The sequence below is a fragment of the Acidimicrobiia bacterium genome, from assembly GCA_040880805.1.
GTDB lineage: Bacteria > Actinomycetota > Acidimicrobiia > IMCC26256 > DASPTH01 > DASPTH01.
In genome coordinates this window covers 8,247-29,309 of the sequence record JBBDHW010000001.1, presented here as the reverse complement: position 1 = coordinate 29,309, position 21,063 = coordinate 8,247, and the positions used below count along the sequence as shown (strand labels likewise).

Sequence of the window (21,063 nt, the reverse complement as noted above, 5' to 3'; positions counted from 1 at the left end):
GACGGAAGTCTTCTGTTGGGGAGCCTCACGCGTGTTCTTGAAGTCGCTGACGGTCCGGGGTTTCAAGTCGTTCGCGGACAAGACCGTCCTCGAGTTCGAGCCCGGTGTCACGGTGGTCGTCGGTCCGAACGGCTCGGGGAAGTCGAACCTGGTCGACGCGGTGGCGTGGGTGCTCGGCGCCCAGGCCCCGCGCACGCTGCGCGGCGGCAAGATGGACGACGTCATCTTCGCGGGCACGCCGGGTCGCGCGGCCCTCGGGCGCGCCGAGGTGTCGCTCACCATCGACAACAGCTCCGCACTCCTCCCGATCGACTTCACCGAGGTCACGATCACCCGCACGCTGTTCCGCGAGGGCGATTCCGAGTATCAGCTCAACGGCGCGCCCTGCCGGCTGCTCGATATCCAGGATCTCCTCTCCGACACGGGTATCGGTCGTCAGCAGCACGTGATCGTGGGGCAGGGCCAGCTCGACGCGGTGTTGAACGCGCGGCCCGAGGATCGCCGCGCGGTGGTCGAGGAAGCGGCCGGCATTCTCAAGTTCCGGAAGCGCCGCGAGCGCGCCGAGCGCAGGCTCGAAGCCACCGAGGGCAACCTGCTCCGCCTCAACGACCTGCTCCGGGAGGTGCGCCGCCAGCTCACCCCACTCCAGAAGCAATCCGACGCGGCGCGCCGGCACGGCGGGCTCGTCGAGGAGCTGCGAGCGATCCGGCTCCATCTGGCGGGGCACGAGATCGCAGGATTGCAGGCCCGCATCGAGCGCCTCCGCGACGCGCGCGCGGAGCACACGCAACGCGAAGCGGAGCTGCGCGGCCGGTTGCGCGAGCTCGACGTGGGGGTGCTCGATGCCGAGCGCTCGCTCACCGTCATGGGGCACGACGCGCTCGCCGACTGGCTCGTGCGCGTGGAGTCCACGAGCGAGCGCGCGCGCGGGTTGAGTGCGCTCGTTGCGGAGAAACTTCGTGGTGTCGAACGCGAGCTGGCCGCGGCGGCCGATGCGGGCGTGCTCGAGACGCTCGTGGCCGACGCCGGCGTGCTGCGCGGCGAGCTGTCCGAGCTCGACGCCGCGATCGCAGCCGCGCCGCCCGCCGTCCTCCGTGACGTCTCGGGTGCGGAAGCCGCGTTGCGCGACGCCGACGAGGCGTGGCGCAACACCGAGGCCGACGCGGCGAGGTGGCGCGCCCGCGCCGACGCGCTCGACCTCGGCCTCGGTGCCGCGCGGGCTGCGACGGGTGTCGAGCACCTCGCGGGCGTTCACGGTGTGATCGGTCCGCTCGTCGATCTGCTCGAGATCGAGTCCGACGCCGAGGCGGCGGTTGCGTCCGCGCTCGGAGACGCGTTGCGCGCCGTCGTGGTGAAGGGCGGCGACGCCGCCGCCCGGGCGATCGAGCGGCTGCACGACGGCGAGTCTCGCGGCCTGCTGCTCGTGGTCGACGAGCTCGGGCCTCCTCCTCAGCCGCGGCTCGCCCCAGCGGGCGCTCGGCCGCTCATCGACTGCGTCAGCGCACGCGTTCCCGGTTTGCAGCAAGCGCTCGGGCGGATGCTGGCCGGGATGGTGCTTGTCGACTCCGGATGGCGCACCGCGATGGAGCTCGCGCTCGACCAGCCCGACCTCGTCTTCCTCACTTCCGGCGGCGACCGTTTCGGCGGGGACGGACCCTGGCGTATCGGTGACGACGCCGCCACCGTCACGCAGGCCGCGTTCAAGGAGGCGATCGCCCAGGCCGGAGATGCCGAAAACGCGCGTCTGGAAGCTGCGGTCCGCGTCGAACGCGCCCGCGCGGCTCTCGACGGGGCTCGCGTCCGAGCCACCGAGCTGCTCGCGCTCGAGCATCGACGCACGATGGTGAGCGAGCGTCTCGCGGTGGTGCAGGGACGATTGGCCGCGCGCGACCAGCATGCCCAGGCGCAGGCCGAGCGCCAGCGCGCCGGGATGCTCGCGAGGGCCGACGCGTACCGCGCGCTCAGCGTGCAGCTCGACGGGTTCTCGATCCGGGCCGGTGCCCTCCACGCGCGGCTGCGTGAGCAACGAAGGCGCCAGTCGGAAGCGGCGCGCGCGTCCGCTGAGCAACTCGACGCGCTCCGCACCGAGCGCAGCGAGCTCGAGCGTGAGCTCACGGAGGTACGAGAGCGCGCGCAGCGCGCCGAGATCGACGACGCCGAGACGCGTCTCCGGCTCGAGACCGCGGTCGAGCGACTCCGAGCCGACTACGAGGTCGAGCCGGAGTCCGCGCTCGACGCGGTGGCGCCGTCGGTGCCGGAAGGTTCGACGCTCGCCGGCCGGGGGCGCGAGCTCGACCGCGAGCTACGCCTGATGGGACCCATCAACCCCCTCGCGCTCGAGGAGCACGACGCCCTCCAAGAGCGCCACCGATTCCTTTCGGAGCAGCTCGAAGACGTCAAAGGGAGTCGTCGCGAGCTCACACGGGTGATCCGTGCCGTCGACCGCGAGATCGTCGCGATCTTCGAAGGCGCCTTCGCCGATGTGAGCGAGCACTTCGAGCGCCTTTTCTCCACGCTCTTTCCCGGCGGTTCGGGCCGTCTGCTGCTCACCGACCCCGACGATCTCCTCAATACGGGGATCGACATGGAGGCGCGCCCGTCGGGCAAGAACGTCCGGCGCTTGTCGCTCCTGTCGGGCGGCGAACGTTCGCTCACCGCGCTCGCGTTCCTGTTCGCGGTGTTCCGCGCCCGGCCGTCGCCCTTCTATCTCATGGACGAGGTGGAGGCTGCGCTCGACGACGTCAACCTCCACCGTTTCCTCGACCTCGTGCACGAGTTCCGCGACGACGCGCAACTCGTGATCGTGTCGCACCAGAAGCGCACGATGGAGGCTGCCGACTGTCTCTACGGAGTCTCGATGCCGCCCGGAGGGTCGAGCCGGGTGGTGAGCCAGCGGGTCCGCGACGAGCTCCCGGTCCCGTGAGACGCCCGGCCCGATCCCGAACAGTTCGGTCGTGATGGTCCCGACGGCCGCTGCACTCGTCCTCGCCAGCGGCGCGAACGACCCCGGGTTGGTTGCGGCGTGCGGTCCCAAGGCCGATCGGTCGTGGATGTGCTCGACCGTCTACCGGATCACGGGCGACTCGACGGCGGCCGAAGTCGCCGACGCGCTCTCCAAGCCGATCCGGATCCTGTTCGTCCTCCTCGTCGCGTGGATCGTGGTGCGGATCTCACGCGGGATCATCAACCGCTTCGTGCGGCATCTGGGCGGAGGCGTCGAACGGCTGGCCACTCTGCGAGCGGGCATCTCGATCGTCGACACCGATCGCATGACGCCCGAGCGCAGCGAGCGGCGTGCCGCGACCATCGGTGGCGTCATGCGCAGCATCGCCGCGATTCTCATCTGGTCGATCGCGGTGCTCACGATCCTCGAGGAACTCGGCGTGAACCTCGCGCCGCTGCTCGCCGGCGCGGGGATCGCCGGGATCGCGCTCGGCTTCGGCGCGCAGGCGCTCGTTCGTGACTTCATCACGGGGCTGTTCATGCTCGTCGAGGACCAATACGGCGTCGGTGACGTGATCGACGTCGGGCTCGCGACCGGCACCGTCGAGGCATTGAGTCTCCGTACGACGCGCCTCCGCGACCTCGAAGGTGTGGTGTGGCACGTGCCGAACGGCGAGATCCACCGTGTGGGCAACCGGTCACAGCAGTGGGCGCGCGCGCTCGTCGATGTGGGCATCGGGTACGACGCCGACATCGACGCGGCGACCGACGTCATCAAGGGTGCGGCGGACGCGCTGCGAAGTGACGACGAGTACGGAGGCTCCATCCTCGCCGAACCCGAAGTTCTCGGTATCGAGTCCCTGTCACCCGAGCGCGTCGTGATCCGCGTCGTTGTGCGCACGCAGCCCCAAGAACAGGCGCGCGTGGCGCGTGCGCTCCGGGCGCGCATCAAGCTCGCCCTCGACGAGGCGGGCATCTCGGTTCCGTCGGTGTAGAGGCGCCGAGCGGTCAGCCGCCTGACAGCGCTTGCATGATCACGACGTCGTCGGACGGCGAGATCGGTGTGGTGAGGTCGCGAACCGATTCCTCGTTCAGGAACACCTTCATGTGCTTGCGCAGCCGCCCCTGCTCGTCGACGATGCGGAAGCGGATACCGGGATGCCTTCGGTCGAGGTCGGTCAGGAGCTCGTCGATCGTCGCCCCGTCGGCCTCGACGTTCGCGTGCTGATCGGTGTACGACCGCAGCGGCGTCGGGATCCTGATCTTCACCGTCGTTCGACTGGCTCCGCCGGCTCGACGGTGAAGATCTCGGGCAGGTGCCGAACGATGCAGGTCCAGCTCGCACCCTCGTCGATGCTGCCCCAGATCTCGCCGCTCGTCGTTCCGAAGTACACACCCACCGGATCGTCGTGATCGACCGTCATCGCCTGCCGTTTGACGGTGAACCACGCGCGCGCGGGCAGTCCGTCGTCGCCGCGCGTCCACGACGCGCCTGCGTCGCGCGTCACGTACACCGCGGGGCGTCCGTCGGGACTGGTACGCGGCCACACGTCGGTCCCGTCCATCGGGAACACCCACGCGGTGTCGGGGTCGCGAGGGTGGAGCTCGATGGGAAAGCCGATGTCGCCGACGTCACGCGGCATGTTGTCGCCGATGCGAACCCACCGACCTTCGTCGCGCTCCATGCGGTAGATGCCGCAGTGGTTCTCCTGGTAGAGGCGGTCGGGCGCGAGCGGGTGCATGCGCATGCAGTGCGGGTCGTGGCCGAACTCGGGGTAGGGGTCGGGCATGAAGTCGGCGCGGCACCCCTCGTTCAACGGTCGCCAGTCGTTGCCGGCGTCGACGGTTTCGAACACGCCGCCCCCCGACAACGCGATATAGAGGTGCGCGGCGTCGCGGGGATCGACGATGACCGAATGCAGCATCGAGCCGTCGGGCGTTCCCTCGTCCGGCCACTCCGCCCACGTCGACCACATCGGATGGTCGTTGAAACCGGTGACGGGCGACCAGGTGTCGCCGCCGTCGTCGGAGCGGAAGAGCCCCTGCGGTGTAGCGCCCGCGTACCAAGCGCCCGGCTCGTCGGCGTGCGCCTCCGACAGCCAGAACACTCGTCGCACGCTCCGGTCGAGCCGATCGCCTTTGGCGAACGCGGGCGGCTTGCTCACCTCGGTCCATGTCTGGCCGAGATCCGCGGAACGGAACATCGTGGGCCCGAGGTGGCCCGTGCTCGCGGCAACGAGGAGGGTGCGGCGGTCGCGCCGATCGAGGACCGCGTGCTGGATGATGTGACCGAGGAACATCGGTCCGCGCATCGACCACGCGCGCCGGTCACGGTCTGACGACAGCAGCCAGAGACCCTTGCGCGTGCCGACGAGCAGGAGCGGCCCGTCGCCGCATTTCGCCGCGCCAGATCCGTCGACGTGCTCCCAGTCGGGCCCCGGCGCGACCGTCATGGGTGCCGACCCTATCGGACGACGCTCCCCGGCTCCACGGGCAAGGATTGTCAGATGGATGACGTCGAGCTCGTTCCGGTCGCGCACGATGACAAGCCGGTGCTCGGGCGACTCGTGCAGCTCTACCGGTACGACTTCGCCTCGATCCGCGGCTACGAGCTCGACGAGAGCGGCATGATCCCGTACCGGTATCTCGACCGATACTTCGACGAACCTCACCGGGAGGCGTGTTTCATCCGGCACCGTGGCAACCTCGCGGGCTTCACGATGACCAGCGCGCTCGATGCCGAGGTGCGGGCCGTGTCCGAGTTCTTCGTGGTGCGGCACCACCGGCGCCGGGGCGTTGGCCGGCGCGCCGCGGGCGCGATGTTCCGTCGCCACCCTGGTCGGTGGATGCTGCAGTTCGACACCGCGAACTCCGAAGCGGTGGCGTTCTGGCCCGGGGTCGCGGCCGCGCTGGCTGCCGGTGTCGTGGAGTCGCGACCGAAGGCAGCGGCCTCGGCGTTCCCCGGGACCGAGCTGCGGTTCGAGGTCATTCCGCCGGTCGTTCGCTCGTAGTCAGGCGATGAGCGCCAGGCGCCTTGTATGTAGTACAGTGTATCTATCGTGCTACGATAAGCAGCATGCCGAAGTCCGAGCCCTTTAGCCTCAGGCTCTCTCCTCTGGTGGAGGCGCTGGTCAGCGAGGAAGCCAAGCGCACCCACCGCAGCAAGGGGGCCGTGGTCGAGGCGTTGGCTGCCGAAGCGTTGAAGACCCGCCTGTTCCCCGGTATCACGTTCCGCGGCGTTGACTGGGAGCGTCGGGCGTGGGTGATCGGCACGGCCCTCGACGTGTGGGAGATCGTCGGCGCGTACCAGCACTTCGGCTCAGTTGAGCGCATGGCCGCCAAGACCGACCTCTCCGAGCGCCAGATCCGCCTGGCCCTCGCCTACCACGAGCGGTTCCCCGCGGAGATCGACGACGCCATCGGACGCAACCGACAGTCACTCGAGCAGCTGCGAACTGCCTTCCCGACCATCGGCGTCGCGCCCGTCCCCACCCGCTGATCCCGAGTGCGTCTGTTCCTCGACGCCCACGTCTCGGGGCGTCGCGTCGCCCGGGCTCTGCGCAAAGAAGGGCACGACGTCCAAGCCGCGGACGAGGAACGGGACCTCGACGGTATGACCGACGAGGATCTGCTCGCACTCGCGACCGCCGACGAACGCCTCCTGGTGACCTTCAACGTCGCCGACTTCCCCAACATCGTGCGACGCTGGGCCGAGGAAGGACGACCGCACGCCGGTTGCGCGATCGTCGTGGGGATCGACCACAGCGAGTTCGGCACCATCGTCCGGGTCATCCAACGGACGCTCGCCGACCGCCCCGATCCGAAGGAGTGGCGCGACTACACAGTCTTCGTCGCCCGCGGTGACTGAGCGGTCAAAACCACCGGTGTCGCGGTATCGGTCATACCACTGTGATGGGTCGCTCGCCTCCGCTCGCTCCTAGGATTCCGCGGCCCCGCCGAAAAGGTTCGGTCATGTCACCGCTGCTCGTCGTCGTCCTCATCTTCGTGCTCGCGGGCGCGCTGGTCGCGCTCGGCCTCGGCTTGTCGCGCCGCGCGCAGCGTCGCGGCGAGATCTCTCCACCCCCGGCAACCCCGCCGCCGATCGAGGTCGAGGCTGCTCCCGAGGTGGAAGCGCTCCTCGAGGTCGGGGAAGCGGGGGAACCGCCGCGCCTGCGCGACCGTCTCGGAAAGACGCGGGCGGCGTTCGTCCGGTCGATCGCGGCGGTGCGCGGCCGAGGCGCCGTCGACGACGACACCTGGGACGAGCTCGAGGAGACGCTCCTCCTCGCCGACGTCGGACTCCCCACCACGACGCGCTTGCTCGACGCCCTGCGCGAGCGCGCACGTCGCGAGAAGATCGCCGACGCCGACGCGCTGGTCGGCGCGCTGCACGCCGAGCTCGTCGCGCTCCTCGACGCGACCGGCGACCGGAACCTCACCGCGAGCGCGGGAGAACCGAACGTGTGGATGTTCGTCGGCGTGAACGGCGTGGGGAAGACCACCACCATCGCCAAGGTCGCGCAGCGCGAGACCGCGGAAGGTCACCGCATCGTGCTCGCCGCTGCCGACACCTTCCGTGCCGCGGCGGCCGAGCAGCTCGAGCAGTGGGCCGGACGGGTCGGCGCCGAGCTGGTGCGGGGCCAGCAAGGTGCCGATCCGGGTTCGGTCGTGTTCGACGCGATGAGCGCAGCCACGAGCCGGGGCGCCGATCTCGTGCTCGTCGACACCGCCGGCCGGCTGCACACCAAGGTCAACCTCATGAACGAGCTCGAGAAGCTGCGCCGCATCGTGGAGCGCACGCCCGGGGCGCTCAAGGAAGTGCTCCTCGTCCTCGACGCGACCACGGGCCAGAACGGTCTCGCCCAGGCGCGCGAGTTCGCGGACGCGGTCGACGTGACCGGCGTGGTGCTCACGAAGCTCGACGGCACCGCGAAGGGTGGGATCGTCCTCGCGATCGAAGCCGAGCTCGGAATCCCGGTGAAGCTCGTCGGCGTCGGCGAGTCCGCAGCCGACCTCCTGGCGTTCGAGCCCGAGGGTTTCGTCGACGCGCTGCTCGAATAGATTCTTCTCGCATGTTCGATGCACTCGCCGACCGGTTCGAAGGCATCTTCAAGAAGCTGCGGAGCCGCGGCCTCCTCACCGACAAGGAGATCGACGAGGTCGCGCGGGAGCTCCGGGTCGCGCTGCTCGAGGCCGACGTCAACGTCGGCGTTGCGCGCAACTTCATCGCGCGCGTCAAGGAGCGTGCGCGGGGTGCCGAGGTCTCGAAGAGCCTGAGCCCCGCGCAGCAGGTGATCAAGATCGTCAGCGAGGAGTTGGTCGCGACCCTCGGCGGCACTACCGGCAAGCTCACCGTTGCATCGAAACCGCCGAGCGTCGTGATCATGGCGGGCCTCCAGGGCTCAGGGAAGACCACCGCGTCGGCCAAGCTCGCCAAGCACCTCGTGACGCAGGGCCGCCGCCCGCTCCTCGTCGGCGCCGACCTGCAACGTCCGGCTGCCGTCGAGCAGCTCCGCGTGCTCGGCGAGCGGGTCGGGGTTCCGGTCTACTCCGAGCCCACGGATCCGGTTGCGGTCGCGCGCGCGAGCCTCGAGGAGGCCGCACGGCTCGGGCGTGACGTCGTCATCGTCGACACCGCCGGCCGCCTCCAAATCGACACCGAGCTCATGGACGAGTTGCGCGGGTTACGCGACGTGGTCCACCCGAACGACACGCTGCTGGTGGTCGACGCGATGACCGGGCAGGAAGCCGTCAACGTCGCCACGGAGTTCGACGAAGCGGTCGGTCTCACGGGAGTGGTGCTCACGAAGATCGACGGCGACGCGCGTGGCGGCGCGGCGCTGTCGGTGAAGGAGGTCGTCGGCAAGCCGATCCTCTTCGCCGGTACCGGCGAGAAGCTCGACGACTTCGAACCGTTCCATCCCGACCGGATGGCGAGCCGGATCCTCGGCATGGGCGACGTGCTCACGCTCATCGAGAAAGCCGAGGCAACCTTCGACCAGGAGGAGATGGCGAAGGCCGAGCAGAAGTTGCGCAAGGGGCAGCTCACGCTCGAGGACTTTCTCGACCAGATGCGCCAGGTCAAGAAGATGGGCCCGATACAGAACATCCTCGGGATGCTCCCGGGTATGCCGAAGGAACTGCGCGATGCCGAGATCGACGACGGCGAGATCGCGCGCGTCGAGGCGATCATCTGCTCGATGACCCCGGCTGAACGTCGTGACCCGTCGCTCGTCAACGGATCCCGGCGGCTCCGGATCGCGCAGGGGAGTGGCGTCACCACCCAAGACGTCAACGGCCTGTTGAAACAGTTCAAGCTGGTGCAACAGATGATGCGCGGCGTCGCGAAGGGCAAGATGCCCAAGCTGCCCGTCGGCGACCTCTGACCAGACCATTGGTCGCTCACTACGAGCCGGGGTACCCGGCTCGTAGCCGTTCGCTCCTGCTCGATCGGATACGCTGGCGCACCGCACCGGCGCTCCCGACTTCAGTGCTGTGCGACCCCGACGAGAGGAACGCTGTTCGTGGCCGTGAAGATCCGCCTGATGCGGGTAGGGAAGAAGAAGCAACCCACGTACCGCGTGGTCGTGGCCGATGCGCGCTCGCCTCGCGATGGCCGGTTCATCGAGATCATCGGGCAGTACGCGCCGCGGCAGGAGCCTTCCGCGGTCGAGATCGACGCCGAATCCGCGCTCGCCTGGCTGCGCAAGGGCGCCCAGCCAACCGAGCAGGTGCAGAAGCTGCTCGCGGTCACCGGCGTGTGGGCGCAGTACGAGTCCGAGCGCAGCAAGCCCGCGACCACGAAGCTCGCGCGCCGCGGCTACGTCACCGGCAAGGTGGCGCCCGGCGTGAAGAAGCCGAAGGAAGCGCCGCCCAAGGAAACGGCCCCCGAGGAAAAGGCCGCGGCTGTACCGGCACCCGCCGCTGCACCGGTCGAGGACGCCGCGGTCGAAGCCGCGCCCGAGGCTGACACGCCCGTTGCAGACGAGCCGGGCGAAGCCGCGCCGGCTGAGAACACAGGGGACGCCACGTGAGCGACGACGACCTCGACGACGACCTCGACGACGACTACGAGGACGACAACGACGACTACGAGGACGAAGTCGGCGCCGAGGGCAACCGCATCGTGGGTGCTCGTGCGCTGGCAGTCGTCGAGCACGTCACCCGGAACCTCGCCGACGATCCCGACGCGATCGAGGTCGAGGTCGAGGAACGGCGCGGCGGTGAGGTCGCGTTGCTCGTGCACGCCAACCCCGCCGACATGGGCCGTCTCATCGGCCGTCGCGGTCGCGTGATCCAGGCTTTGCGCCAGCTCGTGCGTGCCGCAGGCAGCGCCGACGGCGTCAAGGCCAACGTCGACATCGCGGAGTGACCGTGGCGCCCGCGCCGGGCGAGCTCGAAGTCGGACGCATCGGTCGCGCGCACGGGCTCCGGGGTGAGGTCAGCGTGACGTTCGTCAGCAACCGACCCGAGCGCGCCGCGCCCGGTGCCGTGCTCCGTGCCGGCGACCGCGTGCTCGTGATCGTGACCGCGCGAAAGCACCAGGACAAGTGGCTGGTGCAGTTCGAGGGGGTCGACGACCGCAGCGCGGCCGAAGCGTTGAGCGGTGTGCTGCTCACTGCCGCACCACTCGACGCAACCGCGAAGCTCGACGACGGCGAGTTCTGGGTGCACGAGCTCATCGGCTCACCCGTTGTCGACACACAAGGCCGCGCGCTCGGCCGCGTCGTCGGTCTGGAGGCGAACCCCGCGCACGATCTTCTCGTGCTCGACAGTGACGCGCTGGTGCCGATGGTGTTCGTCGTCGAGCGGCGCGACGGCGTGGTGATTGTCGATCCACCCGACGGCATATTCGAGTTGTGATGCGCATCGATATCTTCACGATCTTTCCCGAATACTTCGAAAGTCCGCTGCGAACGTCGCTCCTCGGTCGCGCCCACGACGCCGGATTGCTCGACGTGCGACTGCACGACCCGCGCGAGTTCACGACGGACAATCACCGCAGCGTGGACGACGCACCCTTCGGTGGGGGGGCAGGAATGGTCATGTCGCCCGAACCGCTGTTCGCGGCGTTCGAAGCGAGTGGTGCCCCGCGTCCTCTGTTTCTCCTGTCCGCCGCGGGCGCACCCTTCGACCAGGCCACGGCGCGCGGGCTCGCGTCCGGTAATGGCTTCTCGCTGCTCTGCGGTCGCTACGAGGGAGTCGATCAGCGGGTGGCCGATCACTTGTGCGACGGCGAGTTGTCGGTCGGCGACTACGTGTTGGCCGGTGGCGAGGCGGCCGCGCTCGTGGTGATCGACGCGGTTGCCCGACTGATGCCCGGAGTGATGGGCAACGAGGAGTCGGGCATCGACGAATCGTTCGCCGACGGTCTGCTCGAGTACCCGCAGTACACGCGGCCGGCCGACTTCCGGGGCCACGAGGTCCCCGAAGTGCTCCGCACCGGCGATCATGCCCGCATCGCCCGGTGGCGGCGGGCACAGGCGCTTCTGCGAACGCTCGACCGGCGTCCCGATCTCCTCGGCGGCCGTCATCTCACCGAAGAGGAACAAGCGCTCCTGCGCGAGTTCCGCGACGATGGCGGCTCGGGGCCCACGACCTCCCTCGGCTAATCTCTATTTTCCCCCGACGACGGAGCCCTCTCCCATGAACGCCACCGACCTCGTCGACCGCGCCCGCCTGCGCAGCGACATCCCCGAGTTCGCCCCCGGTGACACTTTGAAGGTGCACGTCCGCGTGGTCGAAGGCAATCGCGAGCGCACCCAGTTGTTCCAGGGCGTCGTCATCCGCCGGAAGGGCAGTGCTGTCCGCGAGACCTTCACGGTTCGCAAGGTGAGCTTCGGCGTCGGGGTCGAGCGCACCTTCCCGGTGCACTCGCCGATCATTTCGAAGATCGAGGTCGTGACGCGCGGCGACGTGCGACGCGCCAAGCTCTACTACCTCCGCGATCGCGTCGGCCGGGCCGCGAAGGTCAAGGAAAAGCGGTAAGCGGAGGCCTACCGCACTCCTCGGGCCCGGTCGTACACTGCGGATCGCGGAAAGGGAGTCGAGTGAGCGCCGAGGACCTCGAGCGGTACGAGACGGAGATCGAGCTCCAGCTCTACAAGGAGTATCGCGACGTCCTGCCGATGTTCGCGTACGTCGTCGAGACCGAGCGGCGCTTCTACCTCACCAACTCGGTGAAGCTCAGCGCCCGCACCGAGGGCGGCCAGACCTACTTCGAGCTCGAGTTGAGCGACGCGTGGGTGTGGGACATGTACCGCCCGGCGCGATTCGTCGTCAACGTGCGCGTGGTCACGTTCAAAGACGTGAACATCGAGGAAACCGCCAAGGACGTCTGAGGTGGTCGACCGCCGCCGATCCCTGGGGGTGGCCGGCGAAGAGCTCGCCGCTCGCTGGTACGCGAACGCGGGATATGGCCTGCTCGACCGCAACTGGCGCTGCCGTGAAGGAGAGCTCGACCTCGTGCTCGCGAGCGACGGAGCAGTGGTGTTCTGCGAAGTGAAGACGCGGCGCGGCGTCGCGTTCGGCGCACCGTTCGAAGCTGTCACGCTCGCCAAGCAGCGTCGATTGCGCACGCTCGCCCTGCGCTGGCTCGCCGAGCACCCGGAGCACCGTGCGCCCGAGCTGCGCTTCGACGTCGCTTCGGTGCTCGCCGAGCCGGGCAAGCAGCCGGTGATCGACGTGCTCGAGGCTGCGTTCTAGGCGTCGATCGTCGCGAGGTACGCCGCGAAGCGATCGAGGCTGCTCTCGAAGCCGGCTTTCGCCTCTGGGGCCAGGTACATCTCGGGCACGTTCGTCTGGTGGATGTGCACCTCGGTACGACCGTCGTCGAGTTGTACGAAGGTTGTGGTGGTGGTCATGCCGACATCTGGCTCGCTCCACACCAGTCGTTCCGGTTCGAGGATCTCGACGAACACACCTCGACTCGGGTACTCGACCCCGTCGGCGTCGTTGACCATGATGGTCTCGAACACGCCACCAGGCCGCGGGTCGATCGTGATGTTGTCGATCGGGGTGCTCACTCCGACGGGACCCCAGAAGTGGGTGAGGTGCTCGGGTTCGATCATGCAGCGGAACACCAGGTCGCGCGGCGCGTCGAAGACGCGGGTGATGTTCAGTTCGCCGAGGGTCTGGGTGTCGTCGTTCATGCTCGTGGCCCTTCCGTTGATCTGGGTGCTGATGGTGATGTGAGACGTTCCAGGTGTGCGTCCAACTTGTCGAACCGGTCGGCCCAGATCTCTCGGTACCGCGAGATCCAGTCCGCGGCAGGGGCCAGCCGGTTGACTTCGAGATGGCACGGCCGACGCTGCTGCTCCCGCCGGCGCGAGACCAGTCCGGCGTGCTCGAGCACGTGGATGTGCTTGGAAACAGCCTGCAAGCTGATCGCGAACGGCTCCGCCAGTTCGTTGACAGTGCGATCGCCCTCGGCAAGGCGGGCGACGATCGCGCGTCGCGTGCGGTCGGACAGCGCGGCGAACATCATGTCGAGATCGATGTCGAGATCGTCGTCGGTGGCGGTCGGCATCGCTGTATTCAACCAGTATATTGATCAACTGTCAAGTTGAGAAGCGGGCCCGCCGAGCTGCCGGTCAGGGGCGCGACCGTTGATGCTCGGCGCGCCGCCAGCATCCGGTGTGCCAGTGGCGTCGCTCGTGCGGCGTGTCGCGCGGCATCACGACCTCGTGGCCGATGCCCGGCGGGATATCGTGGTCGCATCCCGGGCAGCGGTAGGTCTTCACCGCCTGGTACGGCTGGACGTGCGCGATCTCGAGCTCGTCGTGTGCGTCGTGGGTCATCCGAACATCGCCCAGAACACCAGCACCGCCACGACGACGAGCGCGATTGCGACGACCAGCACGTCGGTGCCGCGCTTCGCACGCGCGCGAAACGGGTTCAGCCCCATGCGATCACCGTAGCGTCCGGTCCGGCCTTCACTTGGGCCAGCAGAGGCCTTGCGCGCGTTCCATCCAGCCTCCGCGTTCGAGCTCGCGCACTGCGACCGCGACCTGGTCGGGCCCGAGACCGGTGCGGCTCGTGAGCTGATCGAACGTGGCCGGTTCGCCGCCGCACGCCGCGAGCACGCTCGCAGCGGGGCTCCCGCGGGCCGGCCCTGGCTGTTGCGCGCGTCGTGACCCTGGTGTGAGCCCGAGGGCGAGCAACACGTCGGACGGTTCGAGCAGCGGATGCGCGCCGTCGGCGATGAGCGAGTTGGTGCCCGCGGCCGCGGGGTTGCGCCGCGAGCCCGGCATCGCGAGCACCGGACGCCCGTACTCGAGCGCGCGCTCGGCCGTGATGCGGGCGCCGCCGCGCAACGTTGCCTCGACCACGACGACGACGTCGGCGAGCAACGCGATGATCCGGTTCCGGACGGGAAACGCGCCCGGCCGTGGCTGTACGCCGTAGCCGAGCTCGCTCATGATCAGCCCTGCACGCCGGACACCGCCGAACAAGGCCGTATGCCGCCGCGGGTACACGATGTCGAGCCCGGTGGCGACGACGCCGATCGCGCGGCCTCCCGCGTCGAGCGCGCCCTGGTGCGCGGCGGCGCCGATGCCGATGGCGAGCCCGCTCACCACCGTGACACCCGCTTCGCCGAGCGCCGCACCCACCTCGTGTGCGTCGGCCAAGCCGTGCGGTGTTGCCGCGCGCGTGCCGACCACCGCGACCCGAGGACCCTCGAGCGCCGACGGCAGCTCGCCTTCCGCGAGCAGCACCTCGGGGCGGTCCGGCTCGTCGTCGCCAATCGGGTATCCGGCGCGACCGGCGACGAAGACACGCGTGCCGCGCTGCACGAGTGTCTCGGGGACGCGGTCGGTGCCCGCGACCTCCTGCCAGAGCCGCGCGAGCGCGACGCGCGCGGGAATGTCTTCGGCCTGCACGTGCCGGCAGAGCACACCGGCCGCGAGCCCGCGCCGAACCGCGGACAAGGCGCCGACCGGGCCGCCCCAGCGAGCGAAGAGCGAGCGCATCCGGGCGGGGGTCATGTCGGGGAGGCACGCGAGGATCGCGGCCGACAGCTCGACCGGATCGAGAGGGGCGGCAGGAGGGCCAGACGGAGGGCCGGTGGTCATGGCGCGTCGCTCCGCAGCAGCGCCGCGCTCTCGAGATGGGCTGCGGTGATCTCGGGCGAATCGTCGAGGTCGGCGAGGGTGCGCGCGACCCGGCGGATACGCGCCGCACCTCGGCCGGTGAGCACGCGCTCCTCGATGAGTCCGCGCCACGCGTGGTCGGCCTCCGGACCGAGCGGCAACAGCCGGTCGACGACGCCTGCAGGGACGTACGCGTTCTGCGCCCAGGGCCAGTCGGCGTAACGGGCCCGCTGACGGTCGACCGCGGCCAGGACGCGTTCTGCGACTGAGTGCGACGACTCGCCCGGCTGGTCGCGGGACTCGGGCGCAGTGACTCGCACGCGGAGATCGAAGCGATCGAGGAACGGCGCGCTCAGCCGACGGCGATATCGGGCACGCTGCATCTCGCTGCACCGGCAGTTTGGCGCACCCAACCCGCACGGGCACGGGTTCGAACACGCGACGAGCTGGAACGACGCGGGGAACGTGAGCGACGCGTGCTGGCGTGAGATGCGCACGACGCGTTCCTCGAGTGGCTGCCGGAGCGCATCGAGTGCGGTGGGAGCGAACTCGCCGAGCTCGTCGAGAAAAAGCAGACCGCGGTGCGCGAGGGTGACTTCACCGGGCCGCGGCCTGCCGCTCCCACCACCGACGAGCGCCGCGGTGGATGCGGTGTGATGCGGCGCGCGGAACGGGCGAGCAGTGATGAGGCGACCGCCGACCGCAACTCCTGCGGCCGAGTGGATGCGGGTGACCTCGAGCGCCTCGTTGTGCTCGAGTGGCGGCAGCACGGTGGCGAGACGGCGCGCCAACATTGTCTTGCCCGTGCCCGGCGGGCCGACGAACAGCAGGTGGTGCGCGCCCGCGGCCGCGACCTCCAGCGCACGTCGCGCGAACGCGAGCCCGCGCACCTCGCGCAGGTCGACCGGTTCGTCGTCGGACGCCTCGTCTTCGACCGTCGACGGCACGAGATCCTCCCACGACGGCCACGACTCCTCACCTTTCAAGCACGCGCGGAGCTCGGCGAGCATGCGCGCCGCTCGCACCTGGACGTCGCGCACGAGTGCCGCCTCTGCCGCGTTGGCCAGCGGCACGACGACCGTGGTTGTTCCCCGGCGAGCGAGAGCGTCGACGAGCGCGAGCGTTCCGGGGACCGCGCGCACGGAGCCGTCGAGACCGAGCTCGCCGAGCACGGCGACACCGTCGAGCACACCGGCGGGTAGCTCGTCGGCGGCGGCGAGCAGACCGAGCGCGACCGCGAGCTCGAGCCCGGAGCCCGACTTGCGGACGTCGCCGGGAGCGAGGTTCACCGTGATGCGTTGCATCGGGAACGCGAGGTCCGACGACAGCAGCGCGGCGCGCACGCGTTCACGCGACTCGCGCACCGCCGTATCGGGGAGCCCCACTATGTGGTACGCGGGCAGTCCCGCCGAGACGTGGACCTCGACCGTGACCGGTTGCCCGTCGACCCCGACGAGCGTGGCACTCCGAACCGCGGCGAGCACGGCAACCTCCTCACCAACTGGCCTCTTGAACGAATGAACAGCCGAGGGAAGTTGTGCGAGGAAGCCAGGAAGATCCTCGCGCCGGGGTATGACAGCTACGACCAGCGCATGGCATGCTGACGCGCTCTGCAGCAGCAACCGGGAGGATCGCATGAGCGCCGACGGTAAGTGGGAGATGTCGATGAACACCCCGATGGGGGCGCAGGCGGGCACGCTCGACCTGAAGGAAGACGGCGCCATGCTCACAGGGACGATGTCGGCCGCAGCCGCGCCCGAGCCGATGGAGATCACCGACGGCACCGTCGACGGCGCCAATCTCACGTGGAAGGCCGCGCTCACGCAGCCGATGCCGATCACGCTCGAGTTCTCGGCCACCGTCGACGGCGACAAGATCTCCGGCAACGTGAAGCTCGGCACGTTCGGCGACGCGACCTTCGAGGCCACTCGCGCGTAGCCCACCCCTGAGCGGGCTAACGTTTCCTTTCAGACAAGTTGGGGACGGGCCCGGCCCCGAAAGGGTGTGCGGGTGAGGGTGTGCGGGTGAGCAAGCCCGTGAGCCGATCTGAGGTGAGCCGGTCTGCGACGTGGCGGGCCGATGGCTTCGCGTCGTCGCTCACGGGTGTCAGCAACCACACGCGCGACGCGTACACACACGACGTCGCCGAGTTCGTCGAGTGGTGCGCGCGTGGTGAGCTCGCGCCCACGGACATCGACCGTCGCACGCTGCGCCGCTACCTCGCGTACCTCGATACCCGCGGGTTCGCGCGCCCGTCGATTGCCCGCAAGGCCGCAGCGATCCGTTCGTACCTGAGGTACCTGCGTCGACACGGAGTGATCGACCACGACCCCGGCGCGACGCTCCGCGCTCCGAAGGGCGTGTCGCGCCTGCCGCGCGTCCCGCGTATCGACCAGGCGAACTCGCTGCTCGACGCCGCACACGAACTGGATCTGGTCGAGCAAGATCCGGGCGAGCACGCCGTCATGCTGCGCGACCTCGCGATCCTCGAGGTGCTCTACGGCGCCGGCCTCCGCGTCTCGGAGTGCTGCGGCCTCCGCTTCGACGACTGCGATCTTCGCCGTGGGTTGCTCACGGTGCTCGGCAAGGGATCAAAGGTGCGACGGGTGCCGATCGGCGAGCCCGCCGTCGACGCGCTCCGTGCGTGGCTCGAGGGCGGACGGGGAGCACTTGTGACATCCGATACACCCGACGACGTCGTGTTCCTCAACCTGCGCGGTCGCGCGCTCACTCCTCGTGACACGCGGCGCGTGCTCGACCGCTACCCTCTCCCCGACGGTCGAACCCTCCACCCGCACGCGTTGCGTCACGCGTACGCTACGCACCTGCTCGAAGGAGGGGCTGATCTGCGAGCCGTGCAGGAGTTGCTCGGTCACGCCGATCTGGCGACCACGCAGATCTACACCCACGTGACCCGCGACCGCCTGCGGGCTGTCTACGAGGCAACCCACCCCCGTGCCTGACGACGCTGCAGCTGCCATCAACGAACTCTGGGACGAGTACAAGGCCGGAGGCACGCTCGACGCGCGCGAGCGTCTGATCCTCCACTACTCGCCGCTGGTGAAGTTCGTCGCCGGCCGCGTCGCCGCCGGTCTGCCGCAGAACATCGAGCAGTCAGACCTCGTGAGCTACGGCATCTTCGGGCTCATCGACGCGATCGACAAGTTCGACCCCGGACGCGGCTTCAAGTTCGAGACGTACGCGATCTCGCGCATCAAAGGCGCGATCATCGACGAGCTCCGCTCGATCGACTGGGTGCCGCGTTCGGTACGCGCGAAGGCACGCGCGATCGAGCGTGCCTACTCCAAGCTCGAGAACGAGCTGCGGCGCAGTCCCGATGACGGCGAGGTCGCTGCCGAGCTGGAGATGAGCAGCGACGAGCTCGCGCAAACGCTGTCGCAGATCTCGTTCACCGGCCTCGTCGCGCTCGACGACCTCTTGGCCGCGAGCTCGAGCGACCGCAGCGGCTCCGCGACCCTCGGCGACACCATCGCCGACCGTGCGCACGACCCGGTCGAGGCGTTCGAGACCGACGAGATGAAGCATCTCCTCGCCGACGCGATCAACCGCATGCCCGATCGTGAGCGTCTCGTCCTCACCCTCTACTACTACGAGGGGCTCACGCTCGCGGAGATCGGCGGGATCCTCGGCGTCACGGAGAGCCGTGTGTGTCAGATCCACACGAAGGCGATCCTGCAGCTGCGCGGCCGTCTCTCCGAACCCGAACGCGAAGCCGGCCCGGTCCACTACTGATCCGCTGAGATCACGCCCGAGGGAAATTGCCCCTTGGCAACCGCGTAACGCGTCGGTACGATCGGCGCACTTCTCCTGCTCCTCTTTCCCGGCTCTTCCCCGTGTCGTGTCGTTTTTCCGACCACGGGGTAGCCGATGGAATCCTCAGTGCGACGCCTCGCGTGCATCGGCGCGTGTGCGATCTTCGTCAGCGTCACCGTCAGCGGGGTACCGGCGCGCGCGGGTGAGCCCGCGCAACCCGCCGGCGCGTGGCAGCGGCCGGTCGACGGCGCGGTCGTTCGCCCGTTCCAACAACCGAGCTCGATCTACGGGCCGGGTCACCGCGGGGTCGACTTCGCGGCTGCCCCCGGAACGCCTGTGCACGCCGCCAACGACGGCGTCGTGAGCTTCGCCGGTTCGGTCGCCGGCACGTTGCACGTGACGGTCGCTCACGACGGCAACCTCCGCACCTCGTACTCGTTCCTGCAGACGATCGGCGTGCGCGAGGGACAAGCCGCTGCGCGCGGCGATGTCGTCGGCACCACGGGCGGTGCCGGGTCGGACCACGACGCCAGCGTGCTCCACTTCGGGCTGCGCACCGGCGAGACCTATGTCGACCCGATGGTGCTGTTCCGGCCCGACGACCTCACGAAGCTCGTGCGCCTCGTCCCCGCCGGAGATCCGCACGAAGCGCCGTGGACCTCGGCCGACGAGCGCCGAGAGCTCCAGGCGTCGCTCCACCTGCCGAGCCCGGGTCAGCCCGTCGCGGGTTCGAGCGCAGCTGACGAGGCCGACGGCGACGGCTGCGGTCCCGACGTCCCGGTCGTCGGGGCCGTGGTGGATGCGGCCTGCGACGTCGGCGACTGGCTCGGCGATCGCGCAGGCGTTGCCGTCGACGCCGGGTTGCGCGCCCTCCATGCCGCCGCCGGGACCGCGAGCGACGTGCTCGACGGGTTGCGAGGTCCGCTCCACGACACGATCGCCATGCTGCGCGCGCTCCCCGCGACGGTCGCGTCGGGGTTGGCCCGCACGCCGATCGGGATGCTCGCGCTCGACATCGTCGAGATAGGCCGCCGTTTCGCCGACACCGTTACCACGGATTGCACCGACTACGCGGCCCCTGCCGACGGAACCGGCGGTTCGGCGCATCGCGTGATGGTCCTCGCCGGGATCAACAGCTCGGGACAGGCGGGGGATCGCGGGCCCACGGTCGCGCTCGACGTCGCGGCACTCGGCTACCACCGCGGCGAAGGCGAGGTGCGCTTCTACTCCTACGCGCAGGACGGCGGCCCGTACGACGCCGGCGCGACCCGCGGGAGCCTCCTGACGGCTGCTCGGAGGCTCGCCGACCAATTGCGCGCCATGCAACGCGAGCAGCCGGGACGCGAGGTCGATCTCATCGCGCACTCGCAGGGCGGCGTGGTGGTCGACGTCTTCCTTCACAAGGTGTACCGGGCCGCCGACCCGACGCTGCCGCCGATCGGCACCGTGATCACCCTCTCCTCCCCGCACGAGGGTGCGCCGCTCGCCACCGCCGGTTCGCAGGTGCGCTCGTCGAGCGCCGGGAAGTGGGTGCTCGACGAAGTCGGTCACCGCTTCGGGTCGCTCCCGCCTCCGAACGCGGTCTCGGTCCGGCAGCTGTCGGAGCACTCGTCGCTGATCCGCGGTGTCCAGCGCGGCGGCGTGCCCGAGCACGTCGACTACACCTCGATCGGCGCCACCGAGGATCTCGTCGTTCCCGCCACCAACATCTCGTTGCGGGGCGCGACCGAAACAACGGTCGCGGTCAACAGTCCGGGCGAGCACAGCGCGATCGTGCAAGACCCGAACGCGCTGCGCGCGGTGCGCGCGGCCTTGGAAGGACGCGCACCGCCATGCGTGGGGCTCGGCACCGCGTTGCGCGGCGCGATCGCACCGGTGCTGATCAGTCGCGCCTCGCACGGGTTCGGCGACGTCGCGGGCGCAGCACTCGGAGGAGGAACCCGATGAAGACACGTACGCTCGTCTTCGCGTTCGCGATGGCCGTTGTGCTCGCGCTCCCCACGCCCGCGCGCGCTGCGCCCGACGCGCTGTCACAGCCGATCTGGTCGAGCAATCTGCCCGGCGGTCCGCTCGCGCTCACCGCCGACGCCGACGGCGCGGTGGTCACGATCGACTCCGGCCACGTCCGTGCGCTCGACGCGCGGGGGAGCACGCGATGGCAGACGAAGGTCGACGGCGTGTCCGAGGGAGCACCCGCGACCGACCGTGACCTCGTGTTGGTCGGTGCCACCGGGCGCGGGGGGGGGGGGGGGGG

At 69.6% G+C, this 21,063-nt stretch carries 26 protein-coding genes; 19 read left to right on the top strand and 7 right to left on the bottom strand.

Annotation, left to right across the window (positions count from 1 at the left end):
- Window positions 1–31: 31 nt before the first annotated feature.
- Entirely contained in the window at window positions 32–2,923 is a 2,892-nt protein-coding gene (locus WD271_00165) for an AAA family ATPase (protein ID MEX1006240.1), read from the top strand.
- A gap of 34 nt (window positions 2,924–2,957) precedes the next feature.
- Window positions 2,958–3,938 carry a mechanosensitive ion channel family protein gene (locus WD271_00160; GenBank protein MEX1006239.1) on the top strand — a complete coding sequence of 327 codons (981 nt, stop codon included), beginning with the start codon at window positions 2,958–2,960 and terminating at the stop codon, window positions 3,936–3,938.
- A 13-nt stretch (window positions 3,939–3,951) separates the two neighbouring features.
- Here the strand turns inward: WD271_00160 and WD271_00155 are convergent, their stop codons facing one another.
- Both WD271_00155 and WD271_00150 read right to left on the bottom strand, forming a co-directional pair.
- Window positions 3,952–4,212 carry a MoaD/ThiS family protein gene (locus WD271_00155; protein ID MEX1006238.1) on the bottom strand — a complete coding sequence of 87 codons (261 nt, stop codon included), beginning with the start codon at window positions 4,210–4,212 and terminating at the stop codon, window positions 3,952–3,954.
- Window positions 4,209–5,396 carry a glycosyl hydrolase gene (locus WD271_00150; protein ID MEX1006237.1) on the bottom strand — a complete coding sequence of 396 codons (1,188 nt, stop codon included), beginning with the start codon at window positions 5,394–5,396 and terminating at the stop codon, window positions 4,209–4,211. The genes WD271_00155 and WD271_00150 overlap by 4 nt, the downstream gene beginning before the upstream one ends.
- A 54-nt stretch (window positions 5,397–5,450) precedes the next feature.
- On the opposite strand from WD271_00150, the gene WD271_00145 reads away from it, so the two are divergent.
- The 12 genes from WD271_00145 to WD271_00090 all read left to right on the top strand — a co-directional run bounded on the left by WD271_00145 (window position 5,451) and on the right by WD271_00090 (window position 12,648).
- The gene (locus tag WD271_00145; protein MEX1006236.1) at window positions 5,451–5,954 is read left to right on the top strand and encodes a GNAT family N-acetyltransferase; all 504 of its coding nucleotides are present in this window, start codon (window positions 5,451–5,453) and stop codon (window positions 5,952–5,954) included.
- Window positions 5,955–6,019: 65 nt separating this feature from the next.
- A complete protein-coding gene (locus WD271_00140) occupies window positions 6,020–6,442 on the top strand; it encodes a hypothetical protein (protein ID MEX1006235.1) in 423 nt (140 codons plus the stop codon).
- Between the two features lie 6 nt (window positions 6,443–6,448).
- Window positions 6,449–6,811, top strand: coding sequence for a DUF5615 family PIN-like protein (locus WD271_00135; protein ID MEX1006234.1), 363 nt, complete (start codon window positions 6,449–6,451; stop codon window positions 6,809–6,811).
- A 104-nt stretch (window positions 6,812–6,915) separates the two neighbouring features.
- Entirely contained in the window at window positions 6,916–8,004 is a 1,089-nt protein-coding gene (gene ftsY, locus WD271_00130; GenBank protein MEX1006233.1) for a signal recognition particle-docking protein FtsY, read from the top strand.
- A gap of 11 nt (window positions 8,005–8,015) precedes the next feature.
- A complete protein-coding gene (ffh, locus tag WD271_00125; GenBank protein MEX1006232.1) occupies window positions 8,016–9,329 on the top strand; it encodes a signal recognition particle protein in 1,314 nt (437 codons plus the stop codon).
- A 138-nt stretch (window positions 9,330–9,467) separates the two neighbouring features.
- Window positions 9,468–9,977, top strand: coding sequence for a 30S ribosomal protein S16 (gene rpsP / locus WD271_00120; protein MEX1006231.1), 510 nt, complete (start codon window positions 9,468–9,470; stop codon window positions 9,975–9,977).
- The gene (locus WD271_00115) at window positions 9,974–10,315 is read left to right on the top strand and encodes a KH domain-containing protein (GenBank protein MEX1006230.1); all 342 of its coding nucleotides are present in this window, start codon (window positions 9,974–9,976) and stop codon (window positions 10,313–10,315) included. The genes rpsP and WD271_00115 overlap by 4 nt, the downstream gene beginning before the upstream one ends.
- Window positions 10,316–10,317: 2 nt before the next feature.
- The gene (gene rimM, locus WD271_00110; protein ID MEX1006229.1) at window positions 10,318–10,806 is read left to right on the top strand and encodes a ribosome maturation factor RimM; all 489 of its coding nucleotides are present in this window, start codon (window positions 10,318–10,320) and stop codon (window positions 10,804–10,806) included.
- Window positions 10,806–11,555: a tRNA (guanosine(37)-N1)-methyltransferase TrmD gene (trmD, locus tag WD271_00105; protein ID MEX1006228.1), complete on the top strand. Its 750-nt coding sequence runs from the start codon at window positions 10,806–10,808 to the stop codon at window positions 11,553–11,555. Before rimM ends, trmD begins: the two co-directional genes overlap by 1 nt.
- A 34-nt stretch (window positions 11,556–11,589) precedes the next feature.
- Complete coding sequence (rplS, locus tag WD271_00100) at window positions 11,590–11,931, top strand: 50S ribosomal protein L19 (GenBank protein ID MEX1006227.1); 342 nt, start codon at window positions 11,590–11,592, stop codon at window positions 11,929–11,931.
- A 62-nt stretch (window positions 11,932–11,993) separates the two neighbouring features.
- A complete protein-coding gene (locus WD271_00095) occupies window positions 11,994–12,284 on the top strand; it encodes a DUF2469 domain-containing protein (GenBank protein MEX1006226.1) in 291 nt (96 codons plus the stop codon).
- A 1-nt stretch (window position 12,285) separates the two neighbouring features.
- Window positions 12,286–12,648 carry a YraN family protein gene (locus WD271_00090; protein MEX1006225.1) on the top strand — a complete coding sequence of 121 codons (363 nt, stop codon included), beginning with the start codon at window positions 12,286–12,288 and terminating at the stop codon, window positions 12,646–12,648.
- Here WD271_00090 and WD271_00085 read toward each other — a convergent pair.
- The 5 genes from WD271_00085 to WD271_00065 form a co-directional block, all read right to left on the bottom strand.
- The gene (locus WD271_00085) at window positions 12,645–13,094 is read right to left on the bottom strand and encodes an SRPBCC domain-containing protein (protein MEX1006224.1); all 450 of its coding nucleotides are present in this window, start codon (window positions 13,092–13,094) and stop codon (window positions 12,645–12,647) included. The genes WD271_00090 and WD271_00085 overlap by 4 nt on opposite strands.
- Window positions 13,091–13,471 carry a metalloregulator ArsR/SmtB family transcription factor gene (locus WD271_00080; protein MEX1006223.1) on the bottom strand — a complete coding sequence of 127 codons (381 nt, stop codon included), beginning with the start codon at window positions 13,469–13,471 and terminating at the stop codon, window positions 13,091–13,093. The genes WD271_00085 and WD271_00080 overlap by 4 nt, the downstream gene beginning before the upstream one ends.
- Window positions 13,472–13,535: 64 nt before the next feature.
- Window positions 13,536–13,742 (bottom strand): hypothetical protein, encoded by a 207-nt coding sequence (locus WD271_00075; protein MEX1006222.1) that lies wholly within the window; start codon window positions 13,740–13,742, stop codon window positions 13,536–13,538.
- A 135-nt stretch (window positions 13,743–13,877) separates the two neighbouring features.
- Window positions 13,878–15,017 (bottom strand): DNA-processing protein DprA, encoded by a 1,140-nt coding sequence (locus WD271_00070; GenBank protein MEX1006221.1) that lies wholly within the window; start codon window positions 15,015–15,017, stop codon window positions 13,878–13,880.
- On the bottom strand, window positions 15,014–16,519 hold the full coding sequence (locus WD271_00065) for a YifB family Mg chelatase-like AAA ATPase (protein ID MEX1006220.1): 1,506 nt from the start codon (window positions 16,517–16,519) through the stop codon (window positions 15,014–15,016). Before WD271_00065 ends, WD271_00070 begins: the two co-directional genes overlap by 4 nt.
- A gap of 151 nt (window positions 16,520–16,670) precedes the next feature.
- Here WD271_00065 and WD271_00060 point away from each other — a divergent pair, with 151 nt between their 5' ends.
- The 5 genes from WD271_00060 to WD271_00040 form a co-directional block, all read left to right on the top strand.
- Window positions 16,671–16,973, top strand: coding sequence for a hypothetical protein (locus tag WD271_00060; protein MEX1006219.1), 303 nt, complete (start codon window positions 16,671–16,673; stop codon window positions 16,971–16,973).
- Window positions 16,974–17,059: 86 nt separating this feature from the next.
- Entirely contained in the window at window positions 17,060–17,998 is a 939-nt protein-coding gene (locus WD271_00055) for a tyrosine-type recombinase/integrase (protein MEX1006218.1), read from the top strand.
- A complete protein-coding gene (whiG, locus tag WD271_00050) occupies window positions 17,991–18,788 on the top strand; it encodes an RNA polymerase sigma factor WhiG (GenBank protein MEX1006217.1) in 798 nt (265 codons plus the stop codon). The genes WD271_00055 and whiG overlap by 8 nt, the downstream gene beginning before the upstream one ends.
- A gap of 135 nt (window positions 18,789–18,923) precedes the next feature.
- Window positions 18,924–20,756: a peptidoglycan DD-metalloendopeptidase family protein gene (locus WD271_00045; protein MEX1006216.1), complete on the top strand. Its 1,833-nt coding sequence runs from the start codon at window positions 18,924–18,926 to the stop codon at window positions 20,754–20,756.
- A partial coding sequence (locus WD271_00040; GenBank protein ID MEX1006215.1) for a PQQ-binding-like beta-propeller repeat protein occupies window positions 20,753–21,063 on the top strand: 311 nt, incomplete at its 3' end. The genes WD271_00045 and WD271_00040, both read left to right, overlap by 4 nt.

Coding starts and splice junctions, on each gene's coding strand:
- WD271_00160 (MEX1006239.1), top strand. CDS start 2,958: ATGGTCCCGACGGCCGCTGCACTCGTCCTCGCCAGCGGCGCGAACGAC.
- WD271_00150 (MEX1006237.1), bottom strand. CDS start 5,396: ATGACGGTCGCGCCGGGGCCCGACTGGGAGCACGTCGACGGATCTGGC.
- WD271_00145 (MEX1006236.1), top strand. CDS start 5,451: ATGGATGACGTCGAGCTCGTTCCGGTCGCGCACGATGACAAGCCGGTG.
- WD271_00140 (MEX1006235.1), top strand. CDS start 6,020: ATGCCGAAGTCCGAGCCCTTTAGCCTCAGGCTCTCTCCTCTGGTGGAG.
- ftsY (MEX1006233.1), top strand. CDS start 6,916: ATGTCACCGCTGCTCGTCGTCGTCCTCATCTTCGTGCTCGCGGGCGCG.
- ffh (MEX1006232.1), top strand. CDS start 8,016: ATGTTCGATGCACTCGCCGACCGGTTCGAAGGCATCTTCAAGAAGCTG.
- trmD (MEX1006228.1), top strand. CDS start 10,806: ATGCGCATCGATATCTTCACGATCTTTCCCGAATACTTCGAAAGTCCG.
- rplS (MEX1006227.1), top strand. CDS start 11,590: ATGAACGCCACCGACCTCGTCGACCGCGCCCGCCTGCGCAGCGACATC.
- WD271_00085 (MEX1006224.1), bottom strand. CDS start 13,094: ATGAACGACGACACCCAGACCCTCGGCGAACTGAACATCACCCGCGTC.
- WD271_00080 (MEX1006223.1), bottom strand. CDS start 13,471: ATGCCGACCGCCACCGACGACGATCTCGACATCGATCTCGACATGATG.
- WD271_00075 (MEX1006222.1), bottom strand. CDS start 13,742: ATGACCCACGACGCACACGACGAGCTCGAGATCGCGCACGTCCAGCCG.
- WD271_00070 (MEX1006221.1), bottom strand. CDS start 15,017: ATGACCACCGGCCCTCCGTCTGGCCCTCCTGCCGCCCCTCTCGATCCG.
- WD271_00060 (MEX1006219.1), top strand. CDS start 16,671: ATGAGCGCCGACGGTAAGTGGGAGATGTCGATGAACACCCCGATGGGG.
- WD271_00045 (MEX1006216.1), top strand. CDS start 18,924: ATGGAATCCTCAGTGCGACGCCTCGCGTGCATCGGCGCGTGTGCGATC.